A 17088-nucleotide genomic window follows, 5' to 3' on the forward strand; every position below is an offset into this window, starting at 1 on the left:
AAGCCTACTTGTCGTCGGTGGCCGGATCATCCTTGGCGGATTCGTCGGCGCGGTCGGTGCGGGTCTTCGGGTCGTCGAGGTCGCCGGATTCGTCGGGATCGGCCACGTCGAGATCATCGAAGTCGGTGTCCTCGAGTTCGTTGAACTCACTGTTCTCGAGGTCGTCGAAGGTCTCCGCGTCGTCGCTGACCACTTCGCGGATGGCCAGCCGGTTCCAGGTGGTCACCACGCCGGGGGCGATCTCCACATCCACGGTCGGCCCCTCCGAGTCGCCGACGATGGTGCCGAACAGGCCGGCGTGCAGCTGCACCCGGGCGCCGGAGACGGCCTGGTTCTGCATCTCGGTCATCGCGGCCGCCCGCTTCTTCTGATTGCGGAAGCTCATGAACAGGAATGCCGCGGCGAGGGCCAGCAACAGCGGAAAGAGGAGTTGGTCCATAGGCAACAGTCTGCCAGGACGTGCCGGACTCGTGTCGCCGCGGGTCGATGCGTCCGGCCCGGACCGGGCTCACAGATCCTCGTCGTCGAACAGGGTCTCTTCACGCACCCGCACGCCCAGCGGCTTGTCGACGACGCCGGCCGGCGGCTGCAGACCCAGGTGCCGCCAGGCGGCGGCGGTGGCGACCCGCCCGCGTGGGGTGCGCGCGATCATGCCGGCCCGGACCAGGAAGGGCTCGCACACCTCTTCGACGGTGGCCGCCTCCTCCCCGACCGCCACGGCCAGGGTGGACACGCCCACCGGGCCGCCGCCGAAGCCGCGGACCAGGGCGCCGAGCACGGCCCGGTCGAGTCGGTCGAGGCCGAGCTCGTCGACGTCGTAGACGGCCAGTGCGGCGCGGGCGCTGGCCAGGTCGACGACGCCGTCGCCGCGCACCTCGGCGTAGTCGCGGACCCGGCGCAGCAGCCGGTTGGCGATGCGCGGTGTGCCCCGTGAACGCCCGGCCACCTCGGCGGCGGCATCCTCGTCGAGCCGGATGCCCAGGATCCCGGCGGAGCGGCGCAGCACCCGCACCAGCTCGGCCGGTTCGTAGAACTCCATGTGCGCGGTGAAACCGAAGCGGTCGCGCAGCGGTCCGGTGAGCGCCCCGGACCGGGTGGTGGCACCGACCAGGGTGAACGGGGCCACGTCGAGCGGGATGGAGGTGGCCCCGGGGCCTTTGCCCACCACCACGTCCACCCGGAAGTCCTCCATCGCCAGGTACAGCATCTCTTCGGCGGGCCGGGCGATGCGGTGGATCTCGTCGATGAACAGGACATCACCCTCGACCAGGTTCGAGAGCATGGCCGCCAGGTCACCGGCCCGTTCGAGGGCCGGGCCGGAGGTGATGCGGATGGCGGCGCCGAGCTCACCGGCGATGATCATCGCCAGCGAGGTCTTGCCGAGTCCGGGCGGGCCGGAGAGCAGGATGTGGTCGGGGGTGCTGCCGCGGCCGCGGGCGGCGTGCAGCACCAGTTCGAGCTGTTCGCGGACCTTGGGCTGGCCGATGAAGTCGTTCAGCGAGCGCGGCCGCAGGCTCGCGTCGAGGTCGGTGTCGCCGGGGACGGCGGCCGGGGCCATCAGTTCGTCGTCGAACGGCTCCCCGGTGTACTCGTCGCCGGTCAGGTCCTTGCTCACCGCCGCGGCCCCAGCCGGTTCAGGGCGGCGCGCAGCAGCGCCGACGAGTCCCCGCCGGGATTCTCGGCGACGACGTCGGCCACCGCCTGCTGGGCGGCGTTCTCGGTGAAGCCCAGGCCCACGAGGGCCTCGGCCACCTGACCGCCAGGGCCGGTGACCGGGGCGCCGACCGCCGCGCCGGAGCCCTCGGACACGCCGGCCTTGTCCCGCAGCTCCACCACGAGGCGTTCGGCGACGCGTTTGCCGATGCCCGGCACCGCGGTGAGGGCTTTGGCGTCGGAGTCGGCCAGCGCGCGGCGCAGCCGGTCGGGTTCGAGGACGGCCAGGGTGGCCAGCGCCAGCCGGGGCCCGACCCCGGTGACGGTCTGCAGCAGTGCGAAGAGCTCCCGCGAGTCCGGGTCGGTGAACCCGTAGAGGGTCATCGAGTCCTCGCGCACCACCATCGTGGTGAGCAGACGGGCCGGCGCCCCACGGGTGAGCGAGGCCAGCGTGGGCGGGGTGGTCTGGACCCGGTAGCCGACGCCCGCGCATTCGATCACCGCATGGTCGAGTGCGATGTCGATGACCTCACCGGAGACCGAGGCGATCACGGCCCCACCGCCTTTCGTCGCGCCAGCTCGAGCCGCCGGCGATGTGCATCCTGTGCGGCGCGCGCTTTGGCGGCCGCCGCCTCCATCCGTTCGTTGACCGGTCCGCGCCAGCAGTGGCAGATGGCCAGCGCCAGGGCGTCGGCCGCGTCGGCCGGTCGGGGTGCCTGCTGCATGCCGAGAATGCGGGTCACCATCATGGTCACCTGGGCTTTGTCGGCGCGGCCGGAGCCGGTGACTGCGGCCTTGACCTCGCTCGGGGTGTGGAAGCGCACGGGGATCTCCCGCTGCGCGGCGGCGAGGGCGATCACCCCGGCCGCCTGCGCGGTCCCCATGGCGGTGCTCACCTGCCGCTGCGCGAAGACGCGTTCGACGGCCACCACATCGGGCCGATGGGTCTCGAGCCAGTGCTCGGCGGCCCGGTGCACCAGCAGCAGCCGCTCGGCCAGCTCCATCGACGCCGGGGTGCGCACCACGTCCACGTCCAGAGCGGTGACCGTGCGGCCCGCACCGGATTCGACCAGCGCGATGCCGCACCGGGTCAGGCCCGGATCCACACCCATGACGCGCACCGCACACCTTCCGCAGCACCTAGAACAGTTGTTCGAGATTCTAGCGCACGGATATCGCCCGCGCCGACGGCGACACGCCCCGGCCGGCCGGCGTCCGATCAGTCGGCGTCGAGTTCGGCCAGCACCTCGTCGCTGATGTCGACGTTGGTGTACACGTTCTGCACGTCGTCCGAGTCCTCGAGGGCGTCGACGAGCTTGAACACCTTGCGGGCGCCGTCGGCGTCCACCGGAACCTCCACCGAGGCCCGGAAGTCGGGTTCGGCCGAGTCGTAGTCGATGCCGGCCTCCTGCAGGGCGGTGCGGACGGCCACCAGGTCGGTCGGCTCGCAGACCACCTCGAAGGACTCGCCGAGGTCGTTGACCTCTTCGGCGCCGGCGTCGAGGACCGCCAGCAGCACGTCGTCCTCGGACTGCTCTCCCTTGTCCAGGGTCACCACGCCCTTGCGGGTGAACAGGTACGACACCGAGCCCGGATCGGCCATGTTGCCGCCGTTGCGGGTCATCGCGGTGCGCACCTCGCCGGCCGCCCGGTTGCGATTGTCGGTGAGACACTCGATCAGCAGCGCGACGCCGTTCGGGCCGTAGCCCTCGTAGGTGATGTTCTGCCAGTCGGCGCCGCCGGCCTCTTCACCGCCGCCGCGCTTGCGGGCACGCTCGATGTTGTCGTTGGGCACCGACGACTTCTTGGCCTTCTGGATTGCGTCGTAGAGCGTCGGATTGCCGGCCGGGTCGCTGCCTCCGGTGCGGGCGGCCACCTCGATGTTCTTGATCAGCTTGGCGAACATCTTGCCGCGCTTGGCATCGATGACCGCCTTCTTGTGCTTGGTAGTGGCCCATTTGGAGTGTCCGCTCATCAGCAAATCCCTTCTTTGAGCATGTCGACGAAGTACTGGTGGACCCGCAGGTCGCCAGTGACCTCGGGATGGAAGGAGGTGGCCAGGACGTTCCCCTCGCGCACCGCGACGATACGCCCCGCCGCCGGGCCGCCGGGGACGGTGGCCAGAACCTGCACGCCGGGACCGGCGCGCTCGATCCAGGGTGCGCGGATGAAGACCGCGTGCAACGGGTCGGCACCTGGCCGGTCGGTGATGCCGGTGAAGTCCAGGTCGGTCTCGAACGAATCCACCTGGCGGCCGAAGGCGTTGCGCCGCACCGTCACGTCGAGCGCATCGAGGTGGCGCGCGTCGGGCCGGGTGTCGAGGATCTCCGAGGCAAGCATGATCATCCCGGCGCAGCTGCCGTAGGCCGGCAGCCCCTCGCGGAGCCGGGCGACGAGCGGCTCATACAGGTCGAAGACCCCCAGCAGCCGGCTCATCGTCGTCGATTCGCCGCCCGGGATCACCAGCCCGTCCACGGCCTCGAGTTCACTCCGCCTGCGTACCGGAACAGCGTGTGCCCCAGCGGCTTCCAGGGCGGCGAGATGTTCGCGTACATCGCCCTGCAGGGCGAGTACGCCGACGGCAGTGCTCATCGACCGGGCCTGACGATCGAGGCGATCTCCGCGGGCACGCCCGAACGGGTCAGCCCCTCCTGGGTGACCATGGCCACCAGCCGTCCGGCGCGGTCGAAGATGCGTCCCTGGGTCAGTGCGCGGCCGCTGCCCGCCGACGGCGAGGTCTGGTCGTAGAGCAGCCAGTCGTCGGTGCGGAAGGGCCGCAGGAACCACATGGCGTGATCGAGGGACGCGGTCTGCACCATCGAATCGGGGTGCACCGAGCGCGAGGAACCGAGCAGGGTCATGTCGCTCATGTAGGCCAGCGTGCACACGTGCAGCAGCTGATCATCGGGCAGCGGTGCGCGGTGGCGGAACCAGACCTGCTGCTGGGCGACGTGCCGGTCGGAGAACTCCATCTGATCCCGCGGAACCTTGCGGACGTCGAAGTGCTGCCATTCGCGCCGCAGGGTCCGGGTGACCGGGTCCTCGGCATCGTCGGGCAGCGGATCGAGGGCGTCGGGGTCGGGGGCGGCCGGCATCGGATCCTGGTGCTCGATGCCCTCGTCACCGTCGATGTGGAACGACGCCGACATGGAGAAGATCACTTCGCCGTCCTGCACTCCGTTGACCCGGCGGGTGACGAACGACCGGCCGTCGCGGATCCGGTCGACCAGGAAGATCACCGGATGATCGGAGTTGCCCGGCCGGAGGAAGTAGCCGTGCAGCGAATGCACCCGGTAGTCGGCGCCGACGGTGCGGGTCGCAGCCACCAGGGCCTGTCCGGCGACCTGTCCACCGAAGGTCCGGCGCAGGGCGCTGTCGAAGGCCCGTCCGCGGTAGATGTCCTTGTCGATCCGCTCGATCGCCAGGATCTCTTCGATGGATGCCACGCAGCGATTATGTCATCCGCGGCGGGGCTCTCCGCACCGGTGGTCGAGGACCGGACTCACAGCTCGTCGATGTCGACCAGTTCGTCCTGAATGGCGCGGGCCACCAGTGCGGCCTTGGTGGGCGCCGACCGTCCGATCTGCGAGTACTTGGCGCGGATCCGGGTCAGGTGGGTGTTGACGGTGCCCAGCGAGATCTCCAGGTCGTCGGCGACGGCCGGCTTGGAGTCGAGCAGCAGCCAGCTGCGCAGCACCTGCACCTCGCGGTCGGTCAGGCTCGGGCGCGGCAGCGCCGGCGCGGCCGGTTCCGGGAGCCGCTGCACCGGCGGCGCCGCGTACAGCGGCTGGCCCGGCAGCGGCATGACCCGCGCACTCAGACGGGCCAGCGCCTCGCGGCGACGGCGTTCGGCTGGGGTCAGGCGGGGCAGCGGGCGGGCGGCCGCCGCGGCGGCACCGGCGCTCCCGATGGTGGTCGGGGCGGTGACGGGGCGGTGATCGATGACAGTCATCTCGGTGTTCCCTTCTCGTCGCGGCCGCGGAACGTCCGTCCGTGGTCCTGCTGTTGAGAAGAAACCTAAAGCGGGTTCACAGCCCCGTCGATGGGTAGAACTACCCATGGAGTACGTGCAGGTCAGAGTGGTTTTCAGGACGACACGTTGCGCTCGTGCTCCGCATCGAGCAGCGGCAGGTCGGCCCGGGAGATCACCTGGGTCGAGAGCGCGTACTCCACCAGCCGCAGCCGCCGGTTGGTGGCCAGCCGGCCGCCGCCGGCCCGCATGCCGGCCACCCCGATCAGGTCCAGTTTGTCGCAGACGTTGTCGAGTTTGCGGTTGAACTTGGTCAGGGACCAGCCCAGCCGCGCGGCCGCCTGCGCCGAGCTCGGGATGGCGCTGGCACCGGTGCCGTCGCGGCGCAGGATGGGCTCGGCCAGGACCAGGATCGCCAGCCGCTGGCTGTCGGTGAAGGTGGGTACGCCGCGGGTGGTGTCGCCGCCGACGAACTCCTGCTCGGGCAGCGCCGACGGGGTGGGCGCCCCGGCGTGCACGTGCAGCTCGTAGGTGGTCTGGCCGGCTGAGAACACGATGGTGGTGTGACCGAAGACCAGCGGCAGCCGCGCGCCGGGGCCGAGGGTGGCGGTGACCCCGCCGTCGGCCGAGGTCACCGTCGCCGAGAGCCGGGTGCCCAAGTTGGTGAGCCACCACAGTCCGCTCTCGTCGTGCAGCCCCAGGAAGCGCCGATGCAGGTAGGGGTTGTCGTCGACGACCAGGGTCGCCTCCCGGCCGATCACGAACGGCCGGCCGGGCACCACGGCGAAGCGCTCACCGCAGAACTCGACGAACGTCGAATGCGGGACGGGTCCGGTCAACGCCGCTGCCCGCCTACTCCCCCGTCGCGGCCACCGCGACGACCACGACGGTGACGTTGTCGTGCGCACCGTTCTCCACGGCGGCCGCGGTCAGCGCCTCGGCGGCCACCTCCGGACTGTCCGCGGCGGCTACGATGAACTCGATCTCGGCGTCGGTCAGTTCGCCGTTGAGCCCGTCCGAGCAGAGCACGATGCGGTCCCCCGGCGCGGTGGCGAAGGTGTAGAAGTCGGCCTCCGGGGTGCTCATCCCGGCGCCGAGCGCGCGGGTGATCACATTGCGGCGCGGATCGACACGGGCCTGTTCCGGGGTCAGGAAGCCGCCGTCGACCATCTCCTGGACCTGTGAGTGGTCCACGCTCACCTGGGTGAGCCGGCCGCCGGTGTAGAGGTAGGTGCGCGAATCGCCGATGTTGAACGCGACCCAGGACGGCTCGTCGCCGTGCTGCGCGAGCACCACGCCGGTGGCGGTGGTCCCGGCGCGCCGGGCGCTGTCGCCGGGCAGTTCGCCGATCCGGTCCTGGGCGGCGGCCAGCGACTCGGACAGCGCCTCACGGGTGGTCTGCAGGTCGGCACCGGCCTGCACCCCGGCCAGGGTCAGCAGTGCCGCCTCGCTGGCCAGTTCGCCGCTCTCGTGGCCGCCCATACCGTCGGCGAGCAGGTAGCGTCCGGGCAGGACCAGCGCGGCGTCCTCATTGGTCTCCCGCACACAGCCCACGTGACACGACACCGCCCAGTCGATGCTCAGCTCCCCGATCCGGTCGCTGCCCGCACAGACGGTGTCCCGCAAGATCGCCGGCTGAGTCATCTCCTGCTCCTTCGTCACGCAGACTTCCCTCTCACGTCGTCGTTCCCGCGCACCTGTGCGCGGCAGGCCGCCCACCGGCGCTCAGGTGCCGGTCACCAGCCGCGTTCGGCCAGCCGGTGCGGCTGCGGGATCTCATCGACGTTGATGCCGACCATCGCCTCCCCGAGACCGCGCGAGACCGTGGCGAGCACGTCCGGGTCGTCGTGGAAGGTGGTGGCCTTCACGATGGCGGCGGCGCGCTGCGCCGGATTGCCCGACTTGAAGATCCCCGATCCCACGAAGACGCCTTCGGCGCCCAGCTGCATCATCATGGCAGCATCGGCCGGGGTCGCGATACCTCCTGCGGTGAAAAGGGTCACCGGGAGCTTGCCGGCCCGGGCCACCTCGGCCACCAGCTCGTAGGGCGCCTGCAGTTCCTTGGCGGCCACGTACAGCTCGTCCTCGGGCAGCGAGGTGAGCCGACGGATCTCGTCGCGGAGCGTGCGCATGTGGGTGGTGGCGTTGGAGACGTCGCCGGTGCCGGCCTCACCCTTGGACCGGATCATCGCCGCCCCCTCGGTGATGCGGCGCAGCGCCTCGCCCAGGTTGGTGGCACCGCACACGAAGGGCACGGTGAACGCCCACTTGTCGATGTGGTTGGCGTAGTCGGCCGGGGTGAGCACCTCGGACTCGTCGACGTAGTCCACACCCAGGCTCTGCAGGATCTGTGCTTCCACGAAGTGCCCGATCCGGGCCTTGGCCATCACGGGGATGGACACGGCCTCGATGATGCCGTCGATCATGTCCGGGTCGCTCATCCGCGACACGCCGCCCTGGGCGCGGATGTCGGCGGGGACCCGTTCGAGCGCCATCACGGCCACCGCGCCGGCATCCTCGGCGATCTTGGCCTGGTCGGGGGTGACTACGTCCATGATCACACCGCCCTTGAGCATTTCGGCCATGCCGCGCTTGACGCGGGCGGTACCGGTGGCGGGTGTGTTCACTGGCTCGGTGGTCACTGATCGTGCTCCTGGTCTCTACAGAGGTGACATCGATGCGCCGACCGGCCCGTGCCGGGCCGTATCAGCACCCGTTAAGTAAACCCGATGGGCGTCTCACAGCCCAAGGGCAGGGTCGCCCGAGGCTCAGTCCTCGCTCACCGACTCGCTGATCTCGAAGTACTCGGGCAGCACCGAATGACCGCCGAGGTGCAGCCAGCGCACCAGGGCCCGCTGCCCGAGCGTGCGGGCGTCGCGCACGGCGTCGTTGTAGAAGCGCCGGCCGATGCTCACCCGGGCGGCGGCATCGGCCAGTTCGGCGGTCAGACCCGGCGGGCGCGCGGCCGGGTCGGTGCGGCTGAGCGCCATCGACAGCCGGTTCTCGGCCACCTCCCGGTCGGCCAGGCCCGATTCCTCGGCGCCGTCGGCGGCGGCCACCAGTTCGGCGGCGAGCTCCTCGTCGTCACAGGTGGCGCCGATCGCCCGGGCCACCACGGCGCGCCGGTCCAGGGCGGCGATCAGCGAGGTGCGCGCCAGGTCCACCCGCACATTGAGCCGGTGCAGCCGGGTCGCGCGGGTCACCGACAGGATCGACACCCAGATGATCGCGACCGCCACGATCACCACGGCCACGGTGATCAGCCACTGCTGCCAGCTCATCGGGTCCTCTCCAGCGGTGGGGCGGGTCAGTCGGAGACCACCACCGGGCCGGCGCCCAGGGTGACTGTTTCGTAGACCTTGAAGATCTGGTCGGCCACGCGCGACCAGTCGTAGCGCTGTGCGCGCAGCCGGCCGCGCTCGATCAGGTCGGCGCGCTCGGTGTCGTCGTCGAACAGGTCGATGACCGCCTCGGCGAGCGCCGTCGGCGAGCCGGTCTCCACCAGCCGGCCGGCCGTGCCGCCGTCGAGCACCCGGCTGAAGGCCACCAAGTCGCTGGCCACCACGGCCGCCCCGGCCGCCATCGCCTCCACCAGGACGATGCCGAAGCTCTCCCCGCCCAGGTTGGGCGCCACGTACACGTCGGCGCTGCGCAGGGCGCGGGCCTTGGTCTCGTCGTCGACCATGCCGAGGAACTCCAGATGCCCGGCCAGGGCCCCGGCGCGCCGGCTCAGCGCCTTCTCGTTGCCGCCGCCGACGATCAGCACCTGTACGTCCGGGTAGCGGTCGACGATGCGCGGCAGCGCCCGCATCAGGATGTCGATGCCCTTGCGGGGCTCGTCGAAGCGGCCGAGGAAGACGATGGTGCGGCCGTCGCGCGGATAGCCGGGCAGCAGCTCGGCCTGGTCGAACTGGGCGACGTTGATGCCGTTGGGGATCTCCACCGCGTCGTTGCCCAGGGACTCCATCTGCCAGCGCCGGGCCAGCTCGGAGACCGCGATCTTGCCGGAGATGCGTTCCCGGTAGGCGCGCAGCATGGCATCGAAGGTCGAGAGCCACAGCGATTTGGTGGTGGCGGTGTGGAAGGTGGTGACGATCGGGCCGGTGACCACCATCAGCGAGAGCATGGACAGGCTCGGCGAGTTGGGCTCGTGCACGTGCAGCACGTCGAACTCGTGGTCGGCCACCCAGCGGCGGATCCGCGCGAAGGCCTTGGGCGAGAAGTTCACCCGTGACACCGAGCCGTTGTACGGGATGGCCAGCGCCGGGCCGGCCGAATCGACGTACGGCGGCAGATCGGTCTCGAGGGCGGCCGGGGCGAGCACCCGCACCTGGTGCCCGCGGGCCGAGAAGACCTCGGCGAGTTCGATGACGTGCGCCTGCACGCCACCGGGCACGTCGAACGAGTACGGGCAGATCATGCCGATCTTCATGAGTTCGGCTCCGCCAGTCGCTCGCGGCGCTGCGCCGACCAGTCCGACTCCCAGAGCGGCTGAAGCATGTGCCAGTCGGCGGGGGCGCCGGCGATGCCGGTCTGGTAGGCGTCGGCCAGGCGCTGGGACAGCTGCGCCACGTCGCCGTCGGTGTCGATGGCGGTCAGGGTGATCCGGGAGGTGTCCGGACCGGTATAGCAGTGGTGGACGGCGATCAGCGCCGCACCGGTCTCGAGCGCCAGTTTGGCCGGCCCGGCCGGGATCCGGGTGCGTTCGCCGAAGAGCTGCACCGGCACCCCGGACCGTGACAGGTCCCGATCACCCATCAGGCAGACGATGGTGCCGGCCCGCAGCCGCTCGCACAGCACCTCGAACGGCGGCTGCTCGCCGCCGGTGAGCGGGAAGACCTCGAAGCCGAGCGATTCGCGGTACGCGACGAACTGCTCGAAGAGCGATTCGGGGTTGAGGCGTTCGGCGACGGTGGCGAACTGCCCGTGCCGGTTGACCAGCCACACCCCGCAGGTGTCCCAGTTCCCCGAATGCGGCAGCGCCAGCACCAGCCCCTTGCCGCGGGCGACGGAGGCGTCGAGCAGGGCCACGTCCTCGTCGCTGATCTCGACGCTCGCGACGATCTCCGCCGGATCGGTCGCCGGCAACCGGAACGCCTCCCGCCAGTAGCGGGCGTAGGACTTCACCGCGTCGACGACCAGCTCGTCGGGCACCTGCTCGGGGGTGGTGCCGAGCACCCGGGACAGGTTGCGGCGCAGCTGCTCCGGTCCGCCGCCGCGCCGGCCCGCCACGGTGCCGGCGGCGTCGAAGAGGCTGCGCGCCAGCGGCTCCGGTGCGAACCGTACGGCCGCCCAGCCGGCCCGGTAGCCCAGGTCGCTGAGTCTGTCGGAGAGTCCGGCCGGGAACCTCATGACGGTTCTCCGGCGTCTGCGGCCGGGGCCGCCGTCGGCAGCGGATCCCGGGCGCCGGGAGAGGTGTAGATCGACCACATCCGCTGGCCGACGGTGATCACGCTGAGCACTGCCAGCGCCCACATCGCGATGTGGATGGCCCAGGTCCAGTGGAGTCCCGGGAAGTCGGTCAGGCCGGCGCCGGTCAGACCGATGATCAGGCGTTCGGGCCGTTCGATCAGCCCGCCGTCGCCGTTGAGCCCGGCCGCCTCCGCTCGCGACTTGGCGTAGGAGATGACCTGCGAGGTGACCAGGCAGATCAGGGTGGCCACCAGCAGCAGCCGGTGCTGTGCGTCGACGGCCGCCCACCAGGCGAGTGAGCCGAAGATCGCGCCGTCGGCGATCCGGTCGCAGGTCGAGTCCAGCACCGCCCCGTAGCGGGTGCCGTATCCGCGGGCGCGGGCCATCGCGCCGTCGATCATGTCGAGCATGACGAAGCCCCAGCACACCAGTGCGCCGGCGAACAGATAGCCGTTGCCGAACAGCCCGATGGCGGCGGCCACGGTGGCCACGGTGCCGATCACGGTCATGGTGTCCGGGGTCAGGCCCAGGCGCAGCAGTGCCCGGCCCACCGGACCGGTGACCTTCGAGACGGCCTGGCGGCCTCCTTTGAAGCTGATCACGAACCCGACCCTTCCGTCGCGCCGTCCCCGGACGGGTCGCCGAGCTGCTGCCAGGCCTGCGCCAGCAGCCGTCGGGTGTCGGCCAGCAGCTGCGGGATCACCTTGGTGCCGCCGACCACGGTGATGAAGTTCGCGTCACCGGTCCATCGCGGAACGATGTGCTGATGGAGGTGTTCGGACAGGGAGCCGCCGCCGGCCGCCCCCAGGTTCAGACCCACGTTGAACGCATCCGGGCGTGAGACCGACTTGATGGTGCGGATCATCCGCTGGGTGAAGGCCATCAGCTCGGCCGACTCCTCCGCGGTGAGCGCCTCGAGCTCGGCGACCTGTCGGTAGGGCACGATCAGCGTGTGGCCGGGGTTGTACGGGTACAGGTTGAGCACCGCGTACACGGTCTGCCCGCGGGCGACGATCAGCCCGTCCTCGTCGGTCATCCGCGGGATGTCCAGAAAGGGGTGCCCGGTGAGCTCGCCGCCGTCGCGCGTCGCCTTCGGCTGCTCGGAGGTGATGTAGCTCATCCGGTGCGGCGTCCACAGGCGCTGCAGGGGGTCGGCGGCGTTCATCGGCGTTTCCGGGCGGTGTCGAGGAACTCCTGCATGGTCTGGGCGGTCGGCGAGTCGTTGCGCCGCGACTCCTCCCACTCGTCGATCGCCACCACGGCCTCGTCCACCGGCACCCCGTTCAGCTGAGTGCCGTCCCGGAAGCGGAAGCTCACCGCATCGGCCTCCACATCGCGTTCGCCGGCCAGCAGCATGAACGGCACCTTGGCGGTGGTGTGGTTGCGGATCTTCTTCTGCATCCGGTCGTCGGAGTGGTCCACCTCGGCGCGCACCCGGCGCGATTTGAGCCGGTTGACCACCGTCTGCAGATGTCCGGCGAAGGCCTCGGCCACCGGGATGCCCACCACCTGGACCGGCGCCAGCCAGACCGGGAAGGCCCCGCCGTAGTGCTCGGTGAGCACGCCGAAGAACCGTTCGATGGAACCGAACAGGGCCCGGTGGATCATCACCGGACGCTGCTTGGTGCCGTCGCTGGCGGTGTACTCGAGTTCGAAGAGCTCCGGCTCAAAGAAGTCCAGCTGCAGCGTCGACATCTGCCAGGTGCGGCCGATCGCGTCCTTGACCTGCACGGAGATCTTGGGTCCGTAGAACGCGGCGCCGGCCGGGTCGGGCACCAGCTCCAGGCCGGAGGCCTCCCCCACCTGCCGCAGCGTCTCGGTGGCCTCCTCCCACAGCTCGTCCGAGCCGACGTACTTGTCGGGGTCCTTGGTGGAGAGCTCGAGGTAGAAGTCGTCGAGACCGTAGTCCTTGAGCAGCTGCAGCACGAACGCGAGGGTGGCCGAGAGCTCGTCGACGATCTGTTCCTGCGTGCAGTAGATGTGCGCGTCGTCCTGGGTGAAGCCGCGGGCGCGGGTCAGACCGTGCACCACACCGGACTTCTCGTAGCGGTAGACCGAGCCGAACTCGAACAGCCGCAACGGCAGTTCCCGGTAGGAGCGGCCGCGCGAGCGGTAGATGAGGTTGTGCATCGGGCAGTTCATCGGCTTGACGTAGTAGTCCTGGCCGGGTTTACGCACAGTGCCGTCGTCGTTGTACTCGGCATCGAGGTGCATGGGCGGGAACATGCCGTCCGCGTACCACTCGAGATGCTTGGAGGTCTCGAACAGATGGCCCTTGGTCAGGTGCGGGGTGTTGACGAAGTCGTACCCGGCGGCCGCATGCTGCTCGCGGGAGTAGTCCTCCATCTCCTTGCGGATGATGCCGCCCTTGGGGTGGAAGACGGGCAGACCCGAGCCGAGCTCGTCGGGGAAGCTGAACAGATCCAGTTCGGTGCCCAACCGGCGGTGGTCGCGCTTCTCCGCCTCGGCCAGGCGGTCGAGGTACTCGTCCATCGCCTCGGTCGATTCCCATGCGGTACCGTAGACGCGCTGCAGGTCGGCCAGGGACTGGTCGCCGCGCCAGTAGGCCGCCGAGCTGCGGGTGAGTTTGAAGGCGGAGATGTACTTAGTGGTCGGCACGTGCGGGCCGCGGCACAGGTCGCCCCAGACCTTCTCGCCGGTGCGCGGGTTGAGGTTGTCGTAGGCGGTCAGCTCGCCGCCGCCGACCTCCATGATCTCGTCGTCGTCGGCGGCGCCCTTGTCGTCGATCAGTTCGAGCTTGAACGGCTCGCCGGCCAGTTCCGCACGCGCCTGTTCCTTGGACTCGTAGACGCGCCGGGAGAACCGCTGCCCGGACTTGATGATCTTGCGCATCTGCTTCTCGAGCGCCTTGAGATCGTCCGGGGTGAACGGTTCGTCGACCTGGAAGTCGTAGTAGAAGCCGTCGGTGATGGGCGGTCCGATCCCGAGGTGCGCCTTCGGGTTGAGTTCCTGGACCGCCTGCGCCAGCACATGCGCGCAGGAGTGCCGGATCACGCTGCGGCCCTCGTCCGAGTCGGCCGGCACCGGGGCGACGTCGGTGTCGTGCTCCGGCGCCCACGACAGGTCGCGCAGGGTGCCGTCGGCATCTTTGACGACGACGATCGCCTGCGGGCCCTTGTTGGGCAGCTCCAGCTCGCGCATCGCCTCGCCGGCGGTCGTCCCGGCCGGCACCCGGAAGGATTCGGGCAGGGCGACTCGTTGCGGCGCGGGGTTTTCGGACACGGGCTGGGCTCCTCGGCGTCAGGTGACGGCCGGCCGTCCGGCCGGCGTGCGTGGGGCGCCCGGCACCGGTGCCGCGGCCTGGTGATCAGTCGCGGAGCTCCGGTTCCGGACGCTCTGTCGTCTTGAATCGTATCGGGTCCGCACCCCGGGTCCACCACAGCGTGACCGCGATGGTGGCGATCAACACGATGGGATAGGCCGACGATCCGATCGCGGCACCCACCAGATGCCAGCCGTGTGCCGGCACCGCCCAGAACAGCCGGAACGATCCGAAGGCGTAGCGGTGCACCTCGCCGACGTACACCGACCGGTACCAGCAGAAGGTCAGGGCCGCCATGGCGACGGTCAGCGCCCACCAGCCGGCGGCCGCGCGCACGCTGCTGCGGCCGGCGTCCACGGCCTGCACGACCAGGATGAGCAGCAGCGGGGCCACCCACACCCAGTGGTGTCCCCAGGAGAACGGCGACACCCCGCACGAGGTGAGTCCGGTGACGGTGACCGCGAGCAGCACCTGGCCGCACCGGTAGGCGCGCAGCGCCGCCCACAGCCCGGCGGCGGCCACCAGCGCGGCGATCGGCAGCCACAGCCAGCCGGGAGCCTGCCAGATGCCCAGCGTGCCGAGCCGGATGAAGGCGCCGTGGATGGACTGGTTCGGCGGCCAGTTCTCCGGTCCGATCCGGGAGGTGTCGCGCATCGTGCTCGTCCAGAAGTGCCAGGCCTGTCCGCGCAGCACCAGCAGGCCGATGACGACCGTGGCGGCGACGGTGGCGATCGCCGTGATCACGGCCCGCCAGTTGCGCAGCAGCGCCAGATAGAGGACGAAGAAGACCGGGGTCAGTTTGATCCCGGCCGCCAGACCGACGCCGATGCCGCGCCAGCGTCCGAGCGGCAGGGTCAGGCAGCCCAGGACGAGCACCGCCAGCACCAGATTGATCTGCCCGTTCCAGATGGTGGTGTGCACCGGCTCGAGCGTGGTGACGGCCACGCTGAAGGCCGCGGTGACGATCCAGAAGCGCAGGTCGCGGCGGAAACCGAGGGCACGCAGGCTCAGGAAGGTGAGCAGCAGCAGGCAGATCACGTTGACGATGTGCATGCCCTGCTCGGCGTGCGCAGTGCTGATCCAGGCCATCGGCAGCATGAGCAGCGCTGCGAACGGGGTATAGGTGAACTGCCAGGCCTTGTACACCGGTGCGTCGTAGAGCGGCTGATCGAACCGGACGGCCAGAGCGCCGCCACGGTAGACCCGGGTGTCGATCCCGTTCTGGAACAGTCCGTAGGTCTGCTGCCCGAACGGCACCGCCCAGATGTGCCAGGCGACGGCGCCGAGCGCGAGGGCACACACCACGAGCACGACCCCGGTGGGCAGTGTTCGCGGCGTCGGTACCGGCCCGGCCCCCAGATCGCTCACGAGGAAAGAATACGTCCGCCGCGAGGGCACCGGCGGGAGGCTGCGCACGGGGCCTCTCCTCGTTTCCGGCGTTCCCGGCAGATTTCCCACGGCCGGTGCGGGGGCGCCGTCCCGCGAGGCACGTCGTGCTCAGTGTGAGCGGAACGGGCCGTGCAGCCAGTCGCGGTGGTAGCCCACCCAGTCGCCGCTGGTGCCGAGGATGCCGGCGAGCCAGAGGATGACCAGGATCAGGACGGTCACCACCACGATCAGGCCGACCTTGGCCGGCCAGGAACGACGGCTGTACCAGGTGGTGAGGATGTGGAGCCATTTGCGGAGCCAGTGCGTGATCCTGTGCGCCCAGGCGAATTCGGTGGAGAGCACGCCGAGGCCGGCGAAGATCATCACCCAGCCGAAGCCGGGGGTGGGCAGCGGGACCATGACGATGCCGGCCAGGATCATGGCAGTGCCGATCACCGCGACCGCCACTCGATAGGCGGCGTTGACGTGCGGATACTGCCGGATGATGTAGCGCTGGGTACGCATCCAGCGTTTGAGGCGCAGGCGGCGCGACTGCGGCGGCCGCGCCCGCGTGGGCGTCACTTCGGTCGACATGCCCTCCCCTGCCCCTCGTCGACGATCTCCGCCCGAGACTACCGGGGCGGACCGGGTGCGGCGGGCGGTCCCGGACGCTCCCCCGGCGCGGCGGGTCCGGGCAGGGCCGTCGGCGGCCCCGCCCCGGATGCACGAAGGCCCCTGCCAGAGTCTGGAGGGGCCTTCTCGGTGGTCCCGGCTGGGATCGAACCAGCGACCTTCCCGGTGTGAACGGGACGCTCTTCCACTGAGCCACGGGACCTTCTCAGCGCGATCCGCGTGAGCGGCTCGCACGAGCAACGAGATTACACACCGATCCACCGGCGGCCAAATCGGGGCGGCGCCCGAAAGTTTTTTCCGATCCGTGCTCCCCGGCCGGCCCGAAGCGCCGGCCACGACATGCGAGAACACTCCCGTGTAAGCCGCTGACCAGCCGATTTGTAAAGTAGCGATCGGCCGGATAAGTTTTATCTCGCTGGTGAGCAGCAGTCCACAAGACAAGCTCACAAGCACGCGGATGTAGCGCAGCTGGTAGCGCATCACCTTGCCAAGGTGAGGGTCGCGGGTTCGAATCCCGTCATCCGCTCGGAGCGAGTCTCCTCGCCAGGTGGTGTGGCCGAGTGGTGAGGCAACGGCCTGCAAAGCCGTGCACACGGGTTCGATTCCCGTCGCCACCTCAACCGCAGTACCAATTCCATAACCCGCGCGATTAGCTCAGTGGGAGAGCGCTTCCCTGACACGGAAGAGGTCACAAGTTCAATCCTTGTATCGCGCACCACGTGTTTACGCAGTTCAGGCCTGGTCTTCGGACCGGGCCTGAGTGCTTTTC

Annotated in this window: 19 protein-coding genes and 4 tRNA genes; 3 read left to right on the forward strand and 20 right to left on the reverse strand. The window is 70.0% G+C overall.

What is annotated here, in order from left to right; translation table 11 throughout:
* Positions 1-4: 4 nt before the first annotated feature.
* The 20 genes from yajC to ACJMNC_RS01030 form a co-directional block, all read right to left on the reverse strand.
* Complete coding sequence (gene yajC / locus ACJMNC_RS00935) at positions 5-439, reverse strand: preprotein translocase subunit YajC (protein WP_408946084.1); 435 nt, start codon at positions 437-439, stop codon at positions 5-7.
* 69 nt (positions 440-508) lie between these two features.
* The gene (gene ruvB / locus ACJMNC_RS00940) at positions 509-1558 is read right to left on the reverse strand and encodes a Holliday junction branch migration DNA helicase RuvB (protein ID WP_408946444.1); all 1050 of its coding nucleotides are present in this window, start codon (positions 1556-1558) and stop codon (positions 509-511) included.
* 53 nt (positions 1559-1611) lie between these two features.
* Entirely contained in the window at positions 1612-2205 is a 594-nt protein-coding gene (ruvA, locus tag ACJMNC_RS00945; RefSeq protein ID WP_408946085.1) for a Holliday junction branch migration protein RuvA, read from the reverse strand.
* Positions 2202-2774, reverse strand: coding sequence for a crossover junction endodeoxyribonuclease RuvC (gene ruvC / locus ACJMNC_RS00950; RefSeq protein ID WP_408946086.1), 573 nt, complete (start codon positions 2772-2774; stop codon positions 2202-2204). Before ruvC ends, ruvA begins: the two co-directional genes overlap by 4 nt.
* Positions 2775-2872: 98 nt before the next feature.
* The gene (locus ACJMNC_RS00955) at positions 2873-3628 is read right to left on the reverse strand and encodes a YebC/PmpR family DNA-binding transcriptional regulator (protein WP_408946087.1); all 756 of its coding nucleotides are present in this window, start codon (positions 3626-3628) and stop codon (positions 2873-2875) included.
* Positions 3628-4245, reverse strand: coding sequence for a pyridoxal 5'-phosphate synthase glutaminase subunit PdxT (pdxT, locus tag ACJMNC_RS00960; protein WP_408946088.1), 618 nt, complete (start codon positions 4243-4245; stop codon positions 3628-3630). The genes ACJMNC_RS00955 and pdxT overlap by 1 nt, the downstream gene beginning before the upstream one ends.
* Entirely contained in the window at positions 4242-5099 is an 858-nt protein-coding gene (locus ACJMNC_RS00965) for an acyl-CoA thioesterase (protein ID WP_408946089.1), read from the reverse strand. The genes pdxT and ACJMNC_RS00965 overlap by 4 nt, the downstream gene beginning before the upstream one ends.
* Before the next feature lie 56 nt (positions 5100-5155).
* Complete coding sequence (locus tag ACJMNC_RS00970) at positions 5156-5605, reverse strand: helix-turn-helix transcriptional regulator (protein WP_408946090.1); 450 nt, start codon at positions 5603-5605, stop codon at positions 5156-5158.
* Positions 5606-5739: 134 nt separating this feature from the next.
* Positions 5740-6462, reverse strand: a complete 723-nt coding sequence (locus tag ACJMNC_RS00975; protein WP_408946091.1) for a hypothetical protein — start codon at positions 6460-6462, stop codon at positions 5740-5742.
* A 13-nt stretch (positions 6463-6475) separates the two neighbouring features.
* On the reverse strand, positions 6476-7267 hold the full coding sequence (locus ACJMNC_RS00980; protein WP_408946445.1) for a PP2C family protein-serine/threonine phosphatase: 792 nt from the start codon (positions 7265-7267) through the stop codon (positions 6476-6478).
* Between the two features lie 92 nt (positions 7268-7359).
* A complete protein-coding gene (gene pdxS / locus ACJMNC_RS00985; RefSeq protein WP_408946092.1) occupies positions 7360-8265 on the reverse strand; it encodes a pyridoxal 5'-phosphate synthase lyase subunit PdxS in 906 nt (301 codons plus the stop codon).
* 126 nt (positions 8266-8391) lie between these two features.
* A complete protein-coding gene (locus ACJMNC_RS00990) occupies positions 8392-8904 on the reverse strand; it encodes an NUDIX hydrolase (protein ID WP_408946093.1) in 513 nt (170 codons plus the stop codon).
* A gap of 26 nt (positions 8905-8930) precedes the next feature.
* Positions 8931-10055, reverse strand: a complete 1125-nt coding sequence (locus ACJMNC_RS00995; protein WP_408946094.1) for a glycosyltransferase family 4 protein — start codon at positions 10053-10055, stop codon at positions 8931-8933.
* The gene (locus ACJMNC_RS01000; protein ID WP_408946095.1) at positions 10052-10975 is read right to left on the reverse strand and encodes a phosphatidylinositol mannoside acyltransferase; all 924 of its coding nucleotides are present in this window, start codon (positions 10973-10975) and stop codon (positions 10052-10054) included. Before ACJMNC_RS01000 ends, ACJMNC_RS00995 begins: the two co-directional genes overlap by 4 nt.
* Positions 10972-11637, reverse strand: coding sequence for a phosphatidylinositol phosphate synthase (pgsA, locus tag ACJMNC_RS01005; RefSeq protein WP_408946096.1), 666 nt, complete (start codon positions 11635-11637; stop codon positions 10972-10974). The genes ACJMNC_RS01000 and pgsA overlap by 4 nt, the downstream gene beginning before the upstream one ends.
* Positions 11634-12200 (reverse strand): HIT family protein, encoded by a 567-nt coding sequence (locus tag ACJMNC_RS01010; RefSeq protein ID WP_408946097.1) that lies wholly within the window; start codon positions 12198-12200, stop codon positions 11634-11636. Before ACJMNC_RS01010 ends, pgsA begins: the two co-directional genes overlap by 4 nt.
* Entirely contained in the window at positions 12197-14197 is a 2001-nt protein-coding gene (thrS, locus tag ACJMNC_RS01015) for a threonine--tRNA ligase (protein ID WP_408946446.1), read from the reverse strand. Before thrS ends, ACJMNC_RS01010 begins: the two co-directional genes overlap by 4 nt.
* Positions 14198-14363: 166 nt before the next feature.
* Positions 14364-15686, reverse strand: coding sequence for a glycosyltransferase 87 family protein (locus ACJMNC_RS01020; RefSeq protein ID WP_408946098.1), 1323 nt, complete (start codon positions 15684-15686; stop codon positions 14364-14366).
* 129 nt (positions 15687-15815) lie between these two features.
* Positions 15816-16280, reverse strand: coding sequence for a TIGR02611 family protein (locus ACJMNC_RS01025; protein ID WP_408946099.1), 465 nt, complete (start codon positions 16278-16280; stop codon positions 15816-15818).
* A 169-nt stretch (positions 16281-16449) separates the two neighbouring features.
* Positions 16450-16521, reverse strand: a tRNA-Val gene (locus ACJMNC_RS01030).
* Between the two features lie 251 nt (positions 16522-16772).
* On the opposite strand from ACJMNC_RS01030, the gene ACJMNC_RS01035 reads away from it, so the two are divergent.
* The 3 genes from ACJMNC_RS01035 (at position 16773) to ACJMNC_RS01045 (ending at position 17037) form a co-directional block, all read left to right on the forward strand.
* A tRNA-Gly gene (locus tag ACJMNC_RS01035) sits at positions 16773-16845 on the forward strand.
* 20 nt (positions 16846-16865) lie between these two features.
* A tRNA-Cys gene (locus tag ACJMNC_RS01040) sits at positions 16866-16936 on the forward strand.
* 26 nt (positions 16937-16962) lie between these two features.
* Positions 16963-17037: transfer RNA gene (locus ACJMNC_RS01045), tRNA-Val, on the forward strand.
* The last annotated feature ends 51 nt before the right edge of the window (positions 17038-17088 follow it).

Source organism: Gordonia sp. VNK21 (genome assembly GCF_046098115.1).
Lineage (GTDB): Bacteria > Actinomycetota > Actinomycetes > Mycobacteriales > Mycobacteriaceae > Gordonia.